This window comes from Actinomadura luzonensis, from assembly GCF_022664455.2.
Classification (GTDB): domain Bacteria; phylum Actinomycetota; class Actinomycetes; order Streptosporangiales; family Streptosporangiaceae; genus Nonomuraea; species Nonomuraea luzonensis.
Map to the genome: position 1 here is coordinate 384744 of NZ_JAKRKC020000003.1, position 19239 is coordinate 403982.

Consider the following 19239-nt stretch of genomic DNA (forward strand, 5'->3'; position numbering starts at 1 on the left):
CTATCGCCAAGGAGACTGGAAGATGCCCCTCGCCGATGACGCCGTCGAGGCGCGTGCCCAGGGCTGGCGTACTCTCGCGGCGCTGCACGCGCGCATCGAGGACCGGCTGGAGCGGGCGCTGCAGAAGGAGCACGGGCTCAGCGTGAGCGAGTACACCGTGCTGGACGTGCTGGGCCGGCAGGACGGCTGGCACATGCGCATGCAGCAGCTCGCCCGCGCGGTCGTGCTCAGCCAGAGCGCCACCACCCGGCTGGTCACCCGCCTGGAGAACCGCGGTCTGCTGCGGCGCTACCTGTGCGAGGACGACCGGCGCGGCATCTACTCCGAGGTCACCCCGGCCGGGCGCGAGCTGCTGGCCGAGGCGGGCCCGACGCACGACGCGGTGCTGAAGGACGTGCTGGCCGAGGCGGCGGAGCAGCCGGAGCTGGCCCCGCTCGCCGCCGTCCTCACCTGAAGGGCCCGCTCACCTGAGGCGGGCGGGGCCTACCCGGGCCGGACGTTGCTCTGGATCTCGCCGACCGGGACGTCCCGGGTGGTGCCCACCTCGACCGGGGCGAACTGGAACGGCACCACGTCCCCCTGGACGGCGACCGGCCACACGGTGGTGACCGTCAGCGTGTACTTCTCCTGCGGCTGGTCGATGGACGAGCGCAGGTAACGCACGCCGCAGGCGAACGTGCCGCCCTTCACGTACGGCTTCCCGGCGGTGCCGCAGCCGCTCTCGGTCACCTCGGCCCGGTCGGCGGTGGTGCCGGGATCTATCTTGACGTCCCGCAGCGTGGCGACCACGGTCGCGCTCATGACGCCGGGGATCGTCGCGGTCACCGACCTGCGCGGCTCGCCGATGCCTTCCAGCCACACCCAGGTCGGCAGGTTGACGTAGCTCTTGGCGTCGGGGCTCAGCCGGACCGTGGGCTCGGGCACGGTCAGCGCGGCCCGGGCGATCTCGGCCAGCTCCTGGATGGTGATGCCGGCGGGCGGCGTGTTGTTCGGCGGGACGAAGACGAAGGGGTCGAGATCGGCGAAGCACGCCTCGCCCTTGGGGTCGGCCGCGTTGTACGCGGGCCCCCACCAGCGGCCCGGCTGCCCGATCTTGTCCTTGAACTGCTTGATGAACTTCTCGAACTTCTCTTCCGTGGCGTTCTTGGTGAACCTGAAGAAGTACGCGCGCAGCGACTCCTGCGACTTGAGCATGTCGCTCGCGTCCATGCCGGGCTCGTACCAGCAGGGTCTTTTGAGCACGTAACCGTCGGACTTGCCGCCCCTGGCCCCGCTGCCCGAGATGACGATCTTCGAGTTGCTGAGCACGACGCCCTTCGTCCGCCCCTCGTCGATCGTCTGGCCGGACGGCGGCGGGGTCGCCCCGCCGGGGAACGTCAGCAGACCGGCGACGGCCATCGACAGGAGTCGGTTCATCCTGGGCACCCTTTCAAGTCGTAGCGGATGTCCCTGATCCGCCACACGTCGTCGTCACCCCGGTGCGCGATCACTGCCTGGAGGTAGGGGGCGAGCACCCATTGGGGCCGGGGCGAGACGGCCTTCCCGGTACGTGCCGAGACGACCCGCGCGCCCGTCTCGTCCACGCATGCGTTGACCTGGACGCCGTTGCCGACCTTGGCGGCGACGCGCAGGTTGTACAGCCGGGTGACGCCCCTCACCGTCTGCTCCTTCTCGAGGTAGCCGTGCACCCAGTCGTACGCCAGCGGAGCGGCCGAGAGTTCGAGATCCAGATCCTGCAGGTATCGATCGTCACCCGCGACGAGCGCCTTCCTGGTGGCGACCAGGTAACCGGTGACCAGGCGGAGCAGGGGGTCCGGCTTCGCGGGCCAGTCGATGCGCACCTGGAACTTGCCGCCGCCCATCACGATGGCCCCCGGGCCAGACGCGGGGGTGGCGGCGGTGGTGGGGGTGGCGGGGGCGGTGCCGGTGGGCGCCGGCCGGGCCGGGGAGGCGGCGGCGCTCGCGGTGGCCGCCTCCCCCGGCGTGTACGCCCGTTCCGCCTGCCCGCACGCCGCCGGCAGCAACAACGCGAACCCGATCAGAGCGGTCATCCGTCTCATGCCGACGACTCCCTCACGACGTGGATGCGCCACGTGGGCAGCAGTTCCTCGATCAGCGCCTCGGTCTCGGGGGCCAGGCCCCCGCCGTACGGGTGCGAGGCGGCCCGCCTGGTGAGCCCCTCGACGACGGCCCGCAGCCGGACGTTGTCCTGCGTGGCGTGGGTGGCCCGCAGCAGGTCGCGCCAGAGCCCCTCGTCGTCGGCCGCGAGCAGCAGCGCCTGGCGGACGGCCGCCACCGCGGCGTCCGCCTGGCCCTGGGCGAGACGCAGCTCGCAGAGCTGGTGCGCGGCGTCGGCCACCTCGGCCGCGACGTCGTACTCCAGGTCCTCGGCCGCCAGCCAGGCGTACCTGCCGGGCGGCCGGCCGGTCAGCAGCGGCCCTCGGACCAGGCCGAGCGCCTTCTCCAGCAGGATCGGCCGGGCCGTCGGGTCGCCGTGCGAGCGGCGCACGAGCTCCCTGAACAACATCCAGTCCGTCCGCACGCCCGGCCCGAGCCGCAACCGTCCCGCCTCGTCCGTGAGCAGGTGGGCGGGGCCCAGCCACTCGGCGACGCGGGCGATCGTGGCGTCCCTGACCATGGACTGCACGCCGCGCGGCCACAACACGCCGCCGAGCACGACGGGATGCACGCCGCCCGGATGCGTGGCCAGGTAGACCAGCATCTCGGCGGCCAGCGCCATCCGGCCCTCCTCCAGCGGCCGCACGCCCAGGATCTCGACGGGGCCGAGCACGCGGATCTCGACGGCCGGCGGGTGCAGCCCGGTCAGCGGCTCGGGGCCGGGGATCGGCTCGCCGTCCATGCGGCCCGCGGTGCGGAACAGCTCGACCAGCGCCCGGTAGTGGCGGCGCGGCAGGAGCTGCGCCTGCACCTCGAAGCCCAGCTCGGCGATGCGGGCCTTGCCGTCCTCGGTGATCTCCAGCGTCCAGGTGGCGTGCGGGACGTCGCCCGCGACCACGTACCCGGCGGTGTCGCGGCGGGCCAGCAGCGCCAGGCGGCGCGCCTCCTCGTGCGTGGGCGCGACCGCGGACAGCAGGTAGTGGGCCTCGCGCGGGCTGCCGGTCACCCGGCCGGTCAGCACCTCCCTGCGGGGGGCCGCGGCGGCCTCCAGCTCGGGCAGCACCTCGGCCAGCCCGCCGACGGCCCTGATCCGGTCGGGCGCGATCGCGGTCAGCTCCGCGCCGAACCCGACGAGCGTGACCCGCATGCGGTCGGACCACCGGTTGGTGGCCAGCTCGACGGCGATGGCGGCGAGCGCGGCCGTGGTCTGCGGCCCGCGTACGTTGATCAGCCCCTGCGCGGCCTCCAGGTCCACGAGCACCCGGCCGCCCGCGTTGGTGCCGATCGACACCAGCCCTGGGTACGGCGCGCCGCCCGGCTGGTCCTCCAGCAGCCGGCCCTCGTGGGCGGGCAGCCGCCACACCTGGCCGCCGTCCTGCGCGGTCCACGGCGCGGGCGGGTCGGGGTCGGGCGGGTGCACCCACAGGTCGAGCGTCCGGGGGGACAGGTGGGCCGCGTACACGGTGGGCGGGGTGCGGTTCTGGGCCGCCAGCTCGGCGCCGAGCAGCCGCAGGCCGATGTCGAGGATGCGGGCCCCCGGCGCGTCGCCGCCCAGCCGCAACGCGACCTCGGCCTCGGCGGCGTCGCCGTGCGGGCGGGCGATGCGGCGGCCGAGCACCCGGTTCCAGAGCTGCTCACGGCGGCGGCGGGCGAGCACGAACAGCAGCCCGGCGGCGGCCAGCGAGGCCGAGGCGAGGTATTCGACCAGCTCGCCGGACGGGGCCTCGCGCAGCACGGGCTGCTCGCGGCGCGGCCCGGCGTCGCGGCCCTGCTCCTGGCGCTGTTCCTGGCGCTGTTCCTGCTCGGGCAGCCGGTGCTTGGCGCCGCCCCGGTGCTCGGTGTCCTTCTTGGGTTCGGTCCGCTCGGGTTCGGTCCGCTGCTCGGCGTGCCGGTCCGCGGGGACGTGCGCCCGGCCCGGGTGCTCGCGCAACGTCTGCTCGCGCGGCTGGTCCACCGGGACGATGTGCGCGTGCCGGGCGTCGTCCGGCATGTCGAGCACCCAGCCGGGCCTGATGAGGTCGGCCATGCGCAGCCGGGAGCCGTCCGGCTGCTCCTTGGCCTGGTTGAGCCGGTAGATCTCGTGGTAGCGGCGGCCGTCGCCGAGGCACTTCTCCGCGATCTCCCACAGGCTCTCGTGGTGGCGCCCGTGCGGCGGCTGCACCACGTACACCTTCTTGGTCTTGTGGGTGTCGAGCGTCGTCTTCTCGACGATCGGCGCCGAGTAGGCGACCGCGGTCACCGGCGGCGCGGCCGGCTGCGGCGCGAGCTTCGCGATCGGCGCGACCATGGCGCCGGTCGTGAACAGCAGCAGCACGGCCCCGACGAGCTTGTTGGCGATGGCCTGGGTGCCGCCGGACAGCGGCACGCGGGCGGGCATGCCGATCCTGCGGACGCCGGCGTACACCTCGACGAGCACGCACACGAAGAGCTGGAACCAGGCCAGCCACACCAGCACGCCCAGCAGCGCCGTGATCGTGGAGGGGCCGAGCTGACCGGTGAACGTCTCCAGGCTGAACTGGCTGAGACTGATCCGCGGCCCGAACCTGAGCAGCGCGTACGGCACCCCGCCCACGAGCGCGACCAGCAGGACCAGCGCGCCGAGGCCGGCGAGCACGTCACCGGCGCGGCGCCTGGCCGGGATGCGCGCGGGGGTGTGACGCCCGTGGGGACGCGCGGGCTCTCGCGTCGGCTCTCGCGTCGGCATCGCCTCTCCTTTCCGCCCTCAGCGTCCTGCCTCGCGCGTTCCGCCTGCCACTGGGTGAAGCCGTTCGGTCTATCTCGCTTGGGGCGCGGCCGTGGCCTCGCCGGTCAGGTCCGATCCGGGGAAGCCGATCGCGCCGAGGAAGAACGCCTGCCAGCGCACCGACACGGTCACCGTCACCTGGTTCTGCTCGACCGCGCACCGGCCGCCGCGCACGTCGTCGCCCTGGGCCGCGACGATCTCGTCGGCGCGGGCGCACACCTGGTCCTCGCCGAGCAGCCGGGTCTCGCCGTCGGCGTGCAGCTGGTCGACGTCGATCTGGTCGGCGCCGGCCCGCGCGGCCTGCTCGGCCACGTCGGCGGCGCGCAGCCGGGCGTTGATCGCCCCGCCGCCGTCCACCAGCAGCCCCGCCAGCAGGAACGCGACCACGGAGAACAGCACGGTGAACACCGACATCGACCCGCGTTCCCTCACCGCTCGACCCTCCTGAACTGCTCCAGCGGCACCACGGCGGTGCCGGTCAGCTCCTTGGTCGCGCCGAACCCGAGGAAGCCGAGGTCGAGCCGGCAGGTGACGACGGCCTCCACCCGGCCGCCCTCCTGCCACCGCGAGCCGTCCAGCGAGACCTGCGGCGAGCCGCAGGGGCCGGTCAGCGTGCCGGTGGCGATGGCCTCGGCGGCGCCCTCGGCCTCGTCGAACGTGCGCTGCACGGACGCGGCCCTGGCGGCGTCCCTGGCCGCGCCGTTGACCCGGCCCTGCGACTCCACCAGCACCCCGGCGCCGGCCAGGAACATGAGGAACAGCAGGAAGACCGGGGCCAGCATGACCGTCTCGACGGCCATCGACCCGCGCTCCGCGCCTTCTCCGCCGGCGTTCACTGGCAGTCCTCGCCGCCGTTGTCGGGACGGAAGCACTCGACGGGCCCGCCCGCGGTCGCGCTGATGGTGAACGCCAGCGGCGGCAGCAGCGGGATGACCTGCACGGCGCTGCCGGTCACGGTGACGAACCGCTCGTCGGGCTCCTTCTCGGACGTCGTGGCGTTCGCGCCGCCGAGCAGCTTGGGCCCGATCGCGCGGACGATCTCGGTGGCCTTGGCCGTGGCGGCGTCCTGCCAGGCGCCCGAGTCGATCGGCGCCGCCCTGGCCACCCTGGCTCCTTCCTGGGCGGCCGCCTCGGCGACCTGCCGGGCGTGGAACCAGAGCGCCACCTGCACGATGAGCAGCGCCACGGCGAGGACGACCGGCATGAGCAGCACCAGCTCGACCGCGCTCGAGCCGCGCTCACCGGCCCGGGCCGGGCGGCCCGGGCGCTCACCTGCTCGGGCGGCGCGGCCCGGGCGCGGCCTAGCCGCCGTTGCCGCCACCGCCGCCGCCACCGCCGAAGCTCTGCTCGATCTGCCCCTGCTGCTGCTCCACCAGCGTCCTGATCAGGGTCGCCAGGCCGAGCGCGACCCCGGCGATGATGGCGGTGATGATCACCCACTCGACGGCGGAGGCGCCTCGCGTGGGCGCCGTCCTGGCCCGGTGGACGCGCACCGCGAGGCACGCGCGGAGATAGTCGATCCAGGGATGGTTCATGAGACCCCCAACATCTTCATCGCGGCGGGATAACTCAGGAAGATCACGAAACCGGCGCACAGCAGGAGCTGGGCGACGAGCATCGACTGCGAGCGTTCGCCCGCCCGGCCCTCGATCTCCGCCAGCTCGCGGCGGCGCAGCGTGGCGGCCCTGGCCGTGAGCGAGGAGCGGACCTTCGCGCCGTCGTCGGCCACCAGGCCGAGCGCCGCGGACAGGTCGCGCAGCTCGTCGACGTTGATCTCCTCGCCGAGCTGGCCGAGCGCCTGCCAGGGGGTGATGCCGACGATGCGCGCGCCGCTGAGGGCGTCGCGGATGCGGCCCATCGCCCAGTTGGGCTGCTCGCCGCTGACCGTGACCGCCATCATCAGGGCCTCGGGGACGCCGCGGCCACCGGCCAGGTTCATCGAGACGAGGTCGAGGAACGCGCCGACGGCGTGCCGGAAGTCGCGTCTCCTGGCCGCCGCCTCCTTGCGGATCTGCAGGTCGGGCAGGAAGAAGAAGACGATCGCGGCGAGCACCGCCACCCAGAACGGGATCGCCGGCGAGGCGCCCCACCCCATGAGCACGAGCCAGCCGAGCAGCAGCGGGAACGCCAGCAGGCCGCTGGCGGCCAGCAGCACCTTGGTCGCGAGGAACGCCTCGAACGAGCGGCCGACCAGCGCCAGGTCCGACTTGACCGACCTGACCTCCCAGCCGCGGGCGGCGTAGAAGGCGGCCATCCGCACGCCGAGGTTGCGGCGGAACGCGCCGACCTCCTCCTCGGGCAGCAGCAGCTGGAGGCGGGGCGCGCCGGTGTCCTCGCGGACGGCGTCCAGCGCGAGCAGCCGCGCCACCAGGCCGGGACGGGCCGGGAAGATCGCCCGTACCAGCACGAACAGGCCGAGCCCGAGCGCGGCTCCGGCCAGCGCGCCCTCAACCATCGCCGCCCCTTCCGGTCATCAGCAGCCGCGTCGGCTTGTCGAACCTGGCCAGCCGCCGCATCCACGCGAACCCCGCGCCGAACAGCCCGGCGACCACCGCCAGGACGGCCTGGCCGAGCGGGCCGCGGTACTCCTCGACGTACTCGCCGTTGAACAGCACGAGCAGCGCGGCGAAGCCGAGCGCGGTGACCACCACGATCTGCACGCTGCGGCGGGTCGAGCGGCGCTCGGCCTCGACGCGGCGGCGCATGTCCAGCTCCTCGCGGGCGGAGACGGCGAGCGCGCCGAGCACGTCGCGCAGGCCGGGGCCGCGGAGCCGGGAGTTGAGGATGAGCGCGGCCACCACCAGGTCGGCCGAGGGGTCGTCGAGCTCGTCGGCGAAGAGCGCGAGCGCCTCGGGCAGCGCCATCCTGGTGTGCAGCCGGTCGATCATGGCCCGCAGGTGCGGGCGCAGGGTCGGCGCGGCGGCCCTGATGGACGACGGGATCGCCTGCTCCAGGCCGGCGGCGCCGGCGATGGTGTCGCGCAGCGACTCGGTCCAGGCGGCGAGCCCTTCGAGGCGGCGCATGGCGGCCCGCTCCTCGGCCGCGCCGCCCGACAGCCCGCGCCAGGCGAACACCAGCAGCACCGAGCCCACCGCGGCCACCGGCCACTGCGTGATGACCAGGACCAGCGAGCCGGTCACGGTGGCGATCGCGCCGCGCGTGGTCAGCGTCTTGACCAGGTGGCGGCGCGGCCGCGGCGGGCGGGGGCGCACGCCGTGGACCGCGAGGATCAGCAGGAACAGCCCGCCGCCCGCGAGGGCGCCGGCCAGCAGGGCGAACGGGTTCGTCGACAGGCCCATCGGTCACCAGCCTCCCGGGGTGTAGCCGTGCGCCATGAGCTCGTCCAGGCAGGAGACCGGGGCGTGCGGCACCGCGCCGCCGTCCGGTCCCGGCACGAACACCTCGCTCGACAGGACGCGGCCGTCGCAGCCGTTGACCTCGCGGACGCTGGAGACGTAGCGGCGCAGCTTGCCGCCGCGGTGGTAGTCGTTGCGCTTCTCGACGAAGACCACGAAGTCGATCGCGCCGGCGATGAGCATGTGGGTGGCGTCGATGGGCAGCCGCTCGCTCGCCTGCAGCGCGTACGTGGCGATGCGGTTGAAGACCTCCATGCTGGAGTTGGCGTGGATGGTCGACAGGGAGCCGTCGTTGCCCTGCGTCATCGCGTTGAGCATGGTGACGATCTCGTCGCCGAGGACCTCGCCGACGATGACGCGGCTGGGGTTCATCCGCAGCGAGCGGCGGACCAGTTCGGCCATGGTGATCTCGCCCTGGCCCTCGGAGTTGGGCAGGCGCTGCTCGAAGGCGACGACGTTGGGGTGCAGCTCGGAGAACTGGTCGAGGCCCAGCTCCAGGGCACGTTCGACGGTGATGAGGCGCTCGCTGGGCGGGATCTCGTTGGCCAGGGCCCGGAGGAGCGTGGTCTTGCCGGCGTTGGTGGACCCGGCGATCATGATGTTCTTGCGGGCGGCGACCGCCGCGCTCAGGAAGCGGCCCAGGTCGGGGCCTATCGTTCCGTTGCCCACGAGGTCGCTGAGGAAGACCTTGCCGAGGCGGGCGCGGCGGATGGAGACCGCCGGGCGCACCGTGACGTCCATGACCGCGCTCAGCCGCGAGCCGTCGGGCAGGCGCAGGTCGAGCTGCGGGTTGGCGGTGTCGAACGGGCGGCTCGACAGGCCCGAGTACGCGGCCAGGATCTGGATCAGCTCGATCAGCTCGTCGTCGGACTCGGCGACCGGGTCGTGCATGAGCTCCTGGCCGTCGGCGTAGCTGACGAAGACGCGGTCGCAGCCGTTGATGTCGATGTTCTCGACCTGGGCGTCGTCGAGGAGCGGCTGGAGGCGGCCCACGCCGAACAGCGCGGCGTGGATGCCGGCGGCCAGCGCCTCCTCCTCCTCGGCGGTGGGCGGCGTGCGGCCGAGGCCGATCTCGCTGCGCGCGTGCTCCTCCAGGACCTGCGAGATGAGCGCCCTGGCGAACTGGCGCTCGTCCTCGCCGGTCATCGCGGGCAGGCCGTTGGCCTGGTCGAGGCGGCGCTGGTGGGCCAGGCGGTCGCCGACCTCCTGGCGGAAGCGCTTGACCAGCAGGTGATCGATCATCGGTGGCTCACCAGCCTCGCGGCGAGGTCGCGGGCCGTGCGGATGAGGAGCGAGCGGTCGAGGCGGCCGCCCCACTGGCCGCGCAGCAGCTCGGCGCCCTTGGGGTCGTGGGCCAGGCCGTAGACGAACTGGACGGACGGGCCGACGATGCGGCGCACGTCGTCGATGGAGGCGCGGTAGGCGCGCGGGTCGGCGATCACGACGACGCCGTGCGCCTTGCTGACCTGGAGGCGTTCGCGCAGGTGGGCGACGTGGTCGAGGGTGGCGCGGGTGAGCAGCACGACCTGTTCGGCCTCGGCCAGCAGGTCGCCGATCTGGGGGTGGGCGCCGAGGCGGCCGCAGTCGGCGATCACGTCGGCGTCGGGGATGGCGGCGAACGCCCGGCCGAGCGGGCCCCACAGCCAGGTGAGCCCGGTGGCCTGCTCGGCGTGGGTGAGCCCGGCCAGCACGTCGAGGCCGCCGACGATCTTCTGCGTGTGCTGGTGGATCTGCGCGGGCTCCAGGCCGCGCCGGGCGGTGGCGCCCAGCGTGAGCAGGCCCTTGCCGGGATTGAGCACGCCGCCGTCGGCGGCGGGCAGGCGGTAGGCGAGGTCGCCGCCGGCCGGGTCGCACTCGGCCAGCAGCACCGGCCGCGGCCACACCGCGGCCAGCGCCGTGGCGGCCGTCGTCACGCCCGGCGCGCCCTTGTCGGCGGCCAGCACGATGAGTCCCACGTCAGCGTGCTCCCGGGAGTTCGGCGACGGCGATCTCGCCGGTGGAGGCGAAACCCACTATTTCCGGTGCGGCGCTGGAATCCACCACGACCGTGAGCTGGCCGGAATTTCCCGACCTGGACTTGTCGCCGGCGGCGAAGACGAGCGCGTCGGGGGCGAGCACGCGGGTTTGGCCCTGGCTCGTCCGGCTCGGTACGTAAATGACCTGAACGCGGTCGCCCTGCTGAATGCCCGCTGGCATTTGCCCGGGTTTAAGCGCCAATCCGACGGTGGCCTTTCCCTCGCCGAGCTCGGTGCTGGTGCGGGCGCCCATCCGGTTCGTCAGCAGCGTGCCGGGCAGGATCGTGACCGCCGCGAAGCTGTCGGCGACCTGCTGGCGCTGCGACCAGCTCACGTAGTCGACGCCCTCGCCCGCGATCTTGACCTCTTCCAGCGCCGCGGCCGGGAACCGCTGGCCTGCGCCGACCTGCTGGGTGACCCTGATGGCGGACACCCGGCCGCCGCTGTTGAGCACGAGCAGAGTCGTGGCCAGCGCGCCGCCGAGGATGAGCAGGACGGCCAGCGCGGCCAGGGCCGGCTTGCGTTCCCTGGGCGGCACCGGGAGCTTGCGCGAGGCCGGGCCGGACAGCCCGGCCGTCGCGTTGACGGCAGGCTTTTCACTGGTCCTCATGGGTGGGGGGCTCCCAAAGTGAATTGCGGAATCCACGCCATTATGTGGGGCATGCCGGGGTGGCGGGGGCGGAATGCGAGGACCAATGCTCGTTTCGCAGGTGGCGGGATGTCAATGAGGAATAAGCGATGCCTATTGTCGCTACCGAGTTGACGGAACGGCATTTACTCCGCTAAGTCGGCCTCTTGCGTCACATAAGTCACACCCTTCCCGCGCGTTTATCCACAGAACCGCGTTCTCATGCCATCCGTGTCAACCAGCGGGTCTAGCCTCGCTGCGGGCGCTACCTTGGCGCCCGGATCATGCCCTCCGTCGTCGAGCGAGGAGACCCAACGATGCGGATCATGCTCACCGTGCTCGGCGGGCAGGGCGGCCGTGACGTCGTGATCGACGGCGACGACGACGCCACCGTGGGCCGGGTCTGCGCGGCGCTCGACGGGCACGGGCCCCTGGCGCAGGTCGTCCGCCTGCCCAGGGCGCGCGCCCCCTACGGCCTGGCCCCTGACGCGGGCGGCGCCCCCGGGCGCCACGGCGGCGGGCCTGCGGGCGCCGGCGGCGGGCTTTCGAGCCACGGCGGCGGGCCTTCGAGTGCCGGCGGCGGGTCTTCGGGTGCCGTCGGCGGGCCTTCGGGTGCCGGCGGCGGGCCGCACGTGCCTCCGCCGCGCCGGCCCGAGCACGCGGCCGGGCCGGAGCCGCCGGTCATGTGGCGCGACGGGCGGCCGCTCGACCCCGCGCCGGGCCGCGTCCGTGCTGCGCGACGGCGACCTCGTCACGCTCGACCCCCGGCTGTCCAGGGCCACGGTGATCGAGGAGCCCGGCGGGGTGGCCGAGGTGCGGGTGGTGGGCGGGCCGGGGGCGGGCGCCGTCCACCGGCTGGGGCTCGGCGCGCACGTCATCGGCGCCGACCCCATGTGCGCGATCGCCGTGGCCGACCCGGCGCTCGCGCCCGAGGCGGTCACCGTACGCGTGACGCCCGACGCGATCACCGTGGAGCGCACCTGGCGGGCGCAGCAGGAGGCCCCGAGGCCCAAGCTCAAGGGGCGGTGGGCCGACGAGGTGGCCGAGCTGACCGCGCGGGTCGCCGAGCGCGAGGCGGCCGAGCACGCCGCAGGCTACACCGAGGTGCCGCAGCTCGACGGCCGGCCGCTCACCGAGCCCGTCCCCTGGCCCGACCAGGCGGTGCTCACCTGCGGCACGTCGGTGTTCGTGCTGACCGCCGTCGAGCCCAAGGACGCCCACCTGGCGCCGCTCGGCGAGGGCGGCGTCGCCTACAACCGGCCGCCCCGGCTGCGGCGGCCCGAGCCCGAGCGCGCGTTCGTCCGGCCGAAGGAGCCGGTCAGGAGCGAGGGCATGCGCCTGCAGCTGCTGGCCGCGCTGCTGCCCGCCGTGCTCGGCGTCACCCTCGCCTTCGCGCTCAAGCAGCCCTACTACCTGCTCGTCGCGCTGATGACGCCGGTCATCATGATCGGCCAGTGGCTCAGCGACCGCCGGCACGGCAAGAAGCAGCACAAGAAGGCGCTGAAGGAGCACCGCGAGCGGCTCCAGGAGTTCGACGAGGCCGTCGAGCGGGCCCGGGTCGCCGACGAGGCGGCCCGCCGCGCCGACGCGCCCGACCCCGCGCAGGTGCTGCTCACGGCCACCGGGCCGCGCAGGCGGCTGTGGGAGCGCCGCATCCACGACTCCGACGCGCTGCGGCTCCGGGTCGGGCTCGCCGACCTGCCCGCCGACCTGCGGCTCACCGAGGAGCAGGGCGGGCCGCTCGACCCGCCGATCTGCCGGTCGGTGCCCGTGGCGCTGCCGATGCGCCGGCTCGGGGTGGCGGGCGTCACCGGGCCGCGCGCGTTCGCCGCGGGGCTGGCGAGCTGGCTCGTCGCCCAGGCCGCCACCCTGCACAGCCCGCGCGACCTCGCCATCGTGCTCATCTCGGCGCACGCCGACGCCGAGCGCCGCTGGGGCTGGCTGCGCTGGCTGCCCCACTGCGCGCCGCGCGGCGGCGAGGAGTGCGTGACGCTGATCGGCGTCGACCCCGAGTCGGCCGGCCGCCGCGTCTCCGAGCTCGCCGCCCTCATCGACGAGCGCCAGAACACCAAGATCCCCGAGCTGGGCAAGATCCCCACCGGCTGGGACGACCTGGGCGGCTCCGGCGCCGACCAGCCCGCCTTCTCCTCCTACGACGTGCGCCCCTACGACGTCCTGGTGATCCTCGACGGCGCCCAGGTGCTGCGCGGCCTGCCCAACATGCCGCAGGTGCTGCGCCAGGGGCCGCGCTCGGGCGTCTACACCCTGGCCATCGACGACGACCAGCGCCTGCTGCCGGAGGAGTGCCAGACGGTGGCGGCGTGCGGCCCCGGCGGGCTGGTCCACCTGCGCGGCGGCGGCCTCGACGTGATCGGCCCGGTGCTGGGCGACTCCGTCTCGCCCGCCTGGTGCGAACGCCTGGCCCGCGCTCTCGCGCCGATCCGCGACGTGAGCCGCGAGGCGCCCGGCGGCAACCTGCCCGACGCGGTCCGCCTGCTCGACCTCATGGGCCTGCCGAGCCCGGACGGCGCCGGGCTGGCCGCCCGCTGGAGCGCCCGCGGCTCCACCACGGCGCTCATCGGCGTCGGCCCCGACGGGCCGTTCTCGGTCGACCTGCGGCTCGACGGCCCCCACGGCCTGATCGCCGGCACCACCGGCGCGGGCAAGTCGGAGCTGCTGCAGACGCTGATCTGCGCGCTGGCCGTCGCCAACCGGCCCGACCAGCTCACGTTCGTGCTGATCGACTACAAGGGCGGCGCGGCGTTCAAGGAGTGCGTGCGGCTGCCGCACACGGTCGGCATGGTGAGCGACCTCGACGGCCACCTCACGCAGCGCGCCCTCGACTCGCTGGCGGCCGAGCTCCGCCGCCGCGAGCGCCTGCTGTTCCAGGCGGGGGCGAAGGACCTCGACGACTACGCGGGGCCGGTCCCGCTGCCCCGCCTGGTGCTGATCATCGACGAGTTCGCCGCGCTGGTGGCCGAGCTGCCCGACTTCGTCGCCGGCCTGGTCGACATCGCCCGCCGGGGTCGCTCGCTCGGCGTGCACCTGATCCTGGCCACGCAGCGCCCGGCCGGGGTGGTGACGGCCGACATCCAGGCCAACACGTCGCTGCGGATCGCGTTGCGGGTGACCGAGCCCGCCGAGTCGTCCGACGTCATCGACCTGCCCGACGCCGCCCAGATCTCCAAGAACACGCCGGGCCGGTGTTACGTGCGGTCCGGGGTGGGGGCGGCGATCGCCGTGCAGACCGCGCGCGTGGGCGGGCGGAGCCCGGCGCGGGCGTCCGCGGAGGCCGGGCCGCTGCCGGGGAGCCTGCGGGTGGTCGACGTGCCCTGGCGCGCTCTCGGGCGGCCGCTGCCCCGGCCGCCGGAGCCGGCGGAGGAGTCGACGGTCACCGACCTGACGCTGGTGGCCGACGCCCTCATCGAGGCGGCGGAGCTGACCGGCGTACCGCCGCAGCCGAGCCCCTGGCTCGACCCCCTCCCCACCCTGTTCGTCCTGCCCCTGCCCGCCCTCACCGCCTCGTCACCGCACCACGACGCCTCCGACGCCTCCGACGCCTGCAGCGACGCGCCCTTCGCCCCCCTGCCGCCCCTGGACCGGGATTCCTCCACGCCTCCGGACGCGCCCCCCTCCGGACTCCTCGGAACCCCGGTCGACCCCGGTGCCACGGCTTCTGCGGAACCCGGCGCCCTGCACGCGGCCCCGATCGACTCCGGCCCTGCCCTCCAGCCTTCGGACCGGCCCTCCCCGGACTCGCCGTCTCCACCGCCACCGCCCGTCCCAGGGGGCTCGCATCCCCTGCACACGACGGGGGTGCCCTTCCGCCGCGACCCTCTGGCCCAGGCGCAGACGCAAGCCCGGGTGAAGGGCTCCGGGCAACCGTCGTTCGACAGCTCCGGCCGCCCGGTGAAGGCCAACGTGCACCCGTCCGCGGTGACCGGCGCACCCCCGGTGTCCAGGCCCGCCCCGACCCCGCCCTCCGGCTTCGGCGCTCCCCCGTCCGCACACCCCGAACACGACGGCACGCCGCCCCACGGCACCAGCCCCTTCCCCACCGGCAGCGCCGGCCCTCAGCACCGCCGCCCCGCCTGGCCGGGCGACGACGACAGCTTCCGCGAAGTGGAGCCGGTCCCGTTCGGGATCACCGACCGCCCCTGGGCGCAGGACAGGCAGCCGCTCGCCCTCGACCTGGCGCACGGCGGCCACCTGCTCATCGCGGGCGCCGCGCGCAGCGGCAGGTCCACGGCGTTGCGCACCATCGCCGGCTCCATCGCCGCCCACGTCTCCCCCGGCGACGTGCACCTCCACGCGATCGACTGCGGCTCAGGGGCGCTGCTGCCGCTGGTGGCGATGCCGCACTGCGGCGCCGTGGTCACCCGCGACCAGCTCGACCGGGTCGAACGCCTGCTCGTCCGGCTCCGCGCCGAGGTCGGCCGCCGCCAGCAGCTCCTGGCCGAGGCCGGGCACGCCTCCCTGGCCGAGTACCGGCAGGCGGGGCACCGGCTGCCGTGGCTGGTGTTCCTGCTGGACCGGTGGGAGGGCTTCGTGGCGGCCTTCGAGAGCTACGACTACGGGCGGCTCATCGAGGCGCTGCTCCAACTGCTGCGCGAGGGGCCGGCCGTGGGCCTGCGGGCCGTGATCACCAGCGACCGGTCGGGGCTGCTGGGCCAGGTGTCCACGGTGTTCGACGACCGGTTGCTGCTCCGCCTCTCCGATCCGGCCGACTACGGCCTCGCCGGGTTCCCGCTCAAGGGGCTGCCGTCGTCGATACCGCCGGGGCGTGCCCTGTCCCTCGACGACAACGGCATCGTGGAGCACCACATCGCGCTGCTCTCCCCCGATCCGTCCGGCCCCGCCCAGGTCGCGGCCCTGCAGACGCTCGCCCGCTCCATCACCGCGCCCGCCGAGGGCGATCACCTCTCCGGCGGTCGCACCGGCGGAGGCGCCGGCGCAGGAGCCGGCCGTCCGGCGGACGCCCGCGGGTTCTCGCCCGCCCAGGGGCGGCCGGGGCCCGCGCACGCCATGTCGTCCGGCGGCGGCAGGGGCGGCTGGCGCTGGCCGGGCCCCCCGCCGTTGCGGGTGGACGCGTTGCCGATGCGCATCACCGTGGCCGAGACCCTCGGCCTCGAACCGACGTTCACGCCGCCGTCACCGCTGTGGGCACTGGTGGGAGCGGGCGGCGACGCCCTCGCGCCGCTGGGGCTCGACCTCCTCGCGCATGGGCCGGCGGCGGTGATCGCGGGCCCGGCCCGGTCCGGGCGCTCGTCCGCGCTGCTGACGGCCGCGACGTCCCTGATCCAGCAGGGGACGCCGGTCATCGCCGTCACGCCGCGGCGCAGCCCGCTGCGCGAGCTGGACGGGTTGCTCGCGGTCCTGGACGGCAACGCGGACAATCTGCCCGAACTCATCGCCGACCTGCACGACTACGTCGTCATGGTGGACGACGCCGAGCTCGTCAACGCGGACGCGCCGCTGGGGACGGCGCTGGAGGAGGTGCTGCGTTCGGGACGCGACGGGGACCACGGGCTGCTCATCGCCGGCACGACCGGTGACCTGGCGGTCGCCTACCGGGGCTTCGTGGCCGAGGCCCGCAAGTCGCGTACGGGGGTGTTGCTGGCGGTGCAGGGGCAGACGGACGGAGACCTGTTCAACATCCGGCTGCCGCGCGGCACGGTCGGCGGCCCGCCGGGACGCGGCTTCCTGGTGACCACCGGCACCATCACCCCCGTCCAAGCCGCCCTCCCGGACCTCCCCTGACTCCCGCCGCACGACAGGCCGCCCACGTCCGGCGAAGCGCGCCGAACGGGCGTACGGCTCCGCGACCCCTGATCTGCACGTCGTGGTCGCCGCATCGCCCATGCGTCACCGCCTCGGCCGACACCCGAATAGGGGGAGCCGTCTCTCCAGCGGAAGCGCGGACCCGGCCTCGGGCGCGGCCGTCTCGGATGCGGGGCCGTCTCGGATGCGGGGCCGTCTCGGATGCGGGGCCGTCTCGGATGCGGGCCGACGCGGGTGCGGGCCGACGCGGGTGCGGGCCGACGCGGGTGTGAGCATGTTTCGGGTCCGGATCCCCCGAGTGGGGGCGGTCTCGGATGCGAGGCGGTCTCGGATACGGGCCGTCCTGGGGGCGGGGGCCATCCCAGGGACGGGGGGCCACCCGGGGGCGGAGGCCATCCCGGGGGCGGAGGCCATCCCGGGGACGGAGGCCATCCCGGGGACGGAGGCCATCCCGGGGACGGGGGCCACCCCAGGAGCGGGGGCCACCCCGGGGACGGGGGCCACCCCCGGGGGCGGAGGCCACCCCAGGAGCGGGGGCCACCCCAGGAGCGGGGGCCACCCCAGGAGCGGAGGCCACCCCAGGAGCGAAGGCCATCCCGGGGAGGGGGCGTCCCGGGGGACCGTCCCGGGCGGGGCCTGTTCGAGCGTGGAGCGATCGGGCGCGGAGCCCGTCTCGGATGCGGGAACGGTACAGGGTGTGGGCCGTCCCGAAGGGGCGCTGCCGTACCGCGGCGGGCTACCGTGCCGGGGCGCTAGCGTGCCGCGGGTGGATCGACAGGGCGCGGGGCCCGGCGTTGCTTCTAGTGGTCGTCGCAGCACCCTCCACGAGGGATGCGATGGACTTCGAGATCCGAGAGGACCGGGAGCGCACTCATTCAACGTGTCGTGCTGGAACTGGCCGTCACGCATGGCCCAGCCCGTGCAGGGGATGGGCAGCAAAGCAGAACTAGGCGTTCCGGGTGACGGTTTTGTCCATGGCCGGTCTTCTCACGGCGGCCAACCCGGTGATCATGATTAGCCCGTAGACGAGGAACGGCCAGCCGTAGGGCCGGCGCGGCCCCCAGCCGTCGAAGGTGGTCGTCACTCCCACCACGATGACAGCAACGGCCAGGAACCACCCCGTGACACGTCCTGCCGCGCGAGTGCGCCGCCATGCCAGCAGGAACGCCAGCACGATCGCCGTGACGATCCCTGGCCACGCCATGAGAAAGTGATCCAAGCCGTACGGGTAGTCCATCCCGTAGGTGGGATCCTCATGCTTCTTGTCATAGAACAGCTGTTGGAGTGTCCCGTACAAGGAGCCGCCGACGAGAGAGAGCGGGAAGGCCATGAGGATCATGCTCATCACCCCGTACATCGCATCGCCGAGGTGACCGTCCTGGGTGAGCCCCGTCAGCGTCAGCACCGCCGCCCCGTACGAGCACGCGACTGTTGCCGTCGGCAGGCCGCGTACCTTGGCGATGGCTTGGGTCATGAGATGCCTTCCCCCGAACTCGTTGCGGCTCCGGCGGAGCGGGTGATCTCAAGATAGAGTGCCGGGCCGGCGATGGACGCACCAGCCGCTACTGCCGGCATCGCCATCGAACTCGCCCGGTCCGGGGTGGGGGCCGTTGCGATCGAGTCTGTTGCAGGTGTGGCAGGCGCCTGTTCCGGGCGTGAACCGATGGGGTGTGGAGTGCGTCCCTGGAGGCGGCGGCCCCAGGGGAGAGATCGTTCCTGGGGCCGGGGTGGGGAGGAGTGATGTTCGTCCGAGGCGTGCGGCCGTCCTCGATCCGGCGTCCGCCGGACCGAGGGCCCGTGCCTGGGCTCGGGGTGGCCTGAGGGCGGCAGATTACGCGTCTGTGGCTGGCGGGAGGCCGGGTGCGGGTGGGCGCCAGCCGTGGGTGAGGAGGTCGAAGACTTCCTCGACGGCGGCTCGGAGATCCCGGCGGCCTCGGGTGAGTGCGGGAATCTCCAGTACGAAACGGGCCAGCGCATGGCAGGTGATGTCGTCGTGGCCGGCTCCGACGTCTTCGGCGATGGCGGCGGCGAGGGCGGCGGCGTGCCGGGTCCACATGCGTTCCGCGTACTGCTGGAGCGCCGGCGTGGAGTCCACGAGGGCGGTGAACTCGGCTCGGCGGGGATGCGCGGCGACCGCCAGCCAGGAGGCGAGGACGTGCTCGCGCAGCGCGTCCACGATGCCCTGGCCGTCGGGGCGGTCGCGTACGACGGCGACGAGTTCCGCCTCGCGGTCCGCTTCCTCGTCGAAGACCAGCGCCTCCTTGCCGGGGAAGTGCTTGAACAGCGTGGTCGTCGACACGTCGGCCGCTTCGGCGATGTCCTTGATGCTCACCCGGTCGTAGCCGTGTTCGAGGAAGAGGCGCAGGGCGGCGTCGGCGATCGCGCGGCGGGTGGCCGCCTTCTTGCGTTCGCGGCGGCCGACGGCGGGTGCGGTGTCCATGCGGCCACCCTACCGCAAAGGTGGTCACGGGCAATTAGTTGACTGGTTGCACTTTTTGAATCGTTCTGCTTTTCTGGGGTGGCGCGGATCGGCTCCGGTCGCGGCTTCTGGGCGGGGTGTGCCATCCCTGCGGGCGGAGGCTGGGCCGGTTCGCAGCG

16 protein-coding genes are annotated in these 19239 nt (G+C 74.1%); 2 read left to right on the forward strand and 14 right to left on the reverse strand.

Translation table 11 applies throughout. The features are described from left to right. Positions 1 to 22: 22 nt before the first annotated feature. On the forward strand, positions 23 to 454 hold the full coding sequence (locus MF672_RS46825; RefSeq protein WP_242375625.1) for a MarR family winged helix-turn-helix transcriptional regulator: 432 nt from the start codon (positions 23 to 25) through the stop codon (positions 452 to 454). A gap of 29 nt (positions 455 to 483) precedes the next feature. Here the strand turns inward: MF672_RS46825 and MF672_RS46830 are convergent, their stop codons facing one another. The 12 genes from MF672_RS46830 to MF672_RS46885 form a co-directional block, all read right to left on the reverse strand. Next, on the reverse strand, positions 484 to 1416 hold the full coding sequence (locus MF672_RS46830; RefSeq protein ID WP_242375626.1) for a hypothetical protein: 933 nt from the start codon (positions 1414 to 1416) through the stop codon (positions 484 to 486). Continuing rightward, a complete protein-coding gene (locus MF672_RS46835; RefSeq protein ID WP_242375627.1) occupies positions 1413 to 2060 on the reverse strand; it encodes a hypothetical protein in 648 nt (215 codons plus the stop codon). Before MF672_RS46835 ends, MF672_RS46830 begins: the two co-directional genes overlap by 4 nt. Continuing rightward, complete coding sequence (locus MF672_RS46840; protein WP_242375628.1) at positions 2057 to 4822, reverse strand: bacterial transcriptional activator domain-containing protein; 2766 nt, start codon at positions 4820 to 4822, stop codon at positions 2057 to 2059. The genes MF672_RS46835 and MF672_RS46840 overlap by 4 nt, the downstream gene beginning before the upstream one ends. 69 nt (positions 4823 to 4891) lie before the next feature. Then, positions 4892 to 5293, reverse strand: coding sequence for an Rv3654c family TadE-like protein (locus MF672_RS46845; RefSeq protein WP_242375629.1), 402 nt, complete (start codon positions 5291 to 5293; stop codon positions 4892 to 4894). Next, complete coding sequence (locus tag MF672_RS46850) at positions 5290 to 5697, reverse strand: TadE/TadG family type IV pilus assembly protein (protein WP_242375630.1); 408 nt, start codon at positions 5695 to 5697, stop codon at positions 5290 to 5292. The genes MF672_RS46845 and MF672_RS46850 overlap by 4 nt, the downstream gene beginning before the upstream one ends. After that, positions 5694 to 6182: a TadE/TadG family type IV pilus assembly protein gene (locus MF672_RS46855; protein ID WP_302893410.1), complete on the reverse strand. Its 489-nt coding sequence runs from the start codon at positions 6180 to 6182 to the stop codon at positions 5694 to 5696. The genes MF672_RS46850 and MF672_RS46855 overlap by 4 nt, the downstream gene beginning before the upstream one ends. After that, the gene (locus MF672_RS46860) at positions 6163 to 6396 is read right to left on the reverse strand and encodes a hypothetical protein (protein WP_242375631.1); all 234 of its coding nucleotides are present in this window, start codon (positions 6394 to 6396) and stop codon (positions 6163 to 6165) included. The genes MF672_RS46855 and MF672_RS46860 overlap by 20 nt, the downstream gene beginning before the upstream one ends. Then, positions 6393 to 7316: a type II secretion system F family protein gene (locus MF672_RS46865; protein WP_242375632.1), complete on the reverse strand. Its 924-nt coding sequence runs from the start codon at positions 7314 to 7316 to the stop codon at positions 6393 to 6395. Before MF672_RS46865 ends, MF672_RS46860 begins: the two co-directional genes overlap by 4 nt. Next, positions 7309 to 8160 carry a type II secretion system F family protein gene (locus tag MF672_RS46870; protein WP_242375633.1) on the reverse strand — a complete coding sequence of 284 codons (852 nt, stop codon included), beginning with the start codon at positions 8158 to 8160 and terminating at the stop codon, positions 7309 to 7311. The genes MF672_RS46865 and MF672_RS46870 overlap by 8 nt, the downstream gene beginning before the upstream one ends. A gap of 3 nt (positions 8161 to 8163) precedes the next feature. Continuing rightward, on the reverse strand, positions 8164 to 9459 hold the full coding sequence (locus MF672_RS46875) for a TadA family conjugal transfer-associated ATPase (RefSeq protein WP_242375634.1): 1296 nt from the start codon (positions 9457 to 9459) through the stop codon (positions 8164 to 8166). After that, positions 9456 to 10172, reverse strand: coding sequence for a hypothetical protein (locus tag MF672_RS46880; RefSeq protein ID WP_242375635.1), 717 nt, complete (start codon positions 10170 to 10172; stop codon positions 9456 to 9458). The genes MF672_RS46875 and MF672_RS46880 overlap by 4 nt, the downstream gene beginning before the upstream one ends. 1 nt (position 10173) lies before the next feature. Next, a complete protein-coding gene (locus tag MF672_RS46885) occupies positions 10174 to 10842 on the reverse strand; it encodes a hypothetical protein (protein ID WP_242375636.1) in 669 nt (222 codons plus the stop codon). Between the two features lie 747 nt (positions 10843 to 11589). On the opposite strand from MF672_RS46885, the gene MF672_RS46890 reads away from it, so the two are divergent. Then, positions 11590 to 16620 carry an FtsK/SpoIIIE domain-containing protein gene (locus MF672_RS46890; RefSeq protein WP_247815793.1) on the forward strand — a complete coding sequence of 1677 codons (5031 nt, stop codon included), beginning with the start codon at positions 11590 to 11592 and terminating at the stop codon, positions 16618 to 16620. 967 nt (positions 16621 to 17587) lie between these two features. On the opposite strand, the gene MF672_RS46895 is transcribed toward MF672_RS46890, so the two are convergent. After that, positions 17588 to 18115, reverse strand: coding sequence for a hypothetical protein (locus MF672_RS46895; protein WP_242373732.1), 528 nt, complete (start codon positions 18113 to 18115; stop codon positions 17588 to 17590). A gap of 357 nt (positions 18116 to 18472) precedes the next feature. After that, complete coding sequence (locus MF672_RS46900; RefSeq protein ID WP_242373733.1) at positions 18473 to 19081, reverse strand: TetR/AcrR family transcriptional regulator; 609 nt, start codon at positions 19079 to 19081, stop codon at positions 18473 to 18475. Between the last annotated feature and the right edge of the window lie 158 nt (positions 19082 to 19239).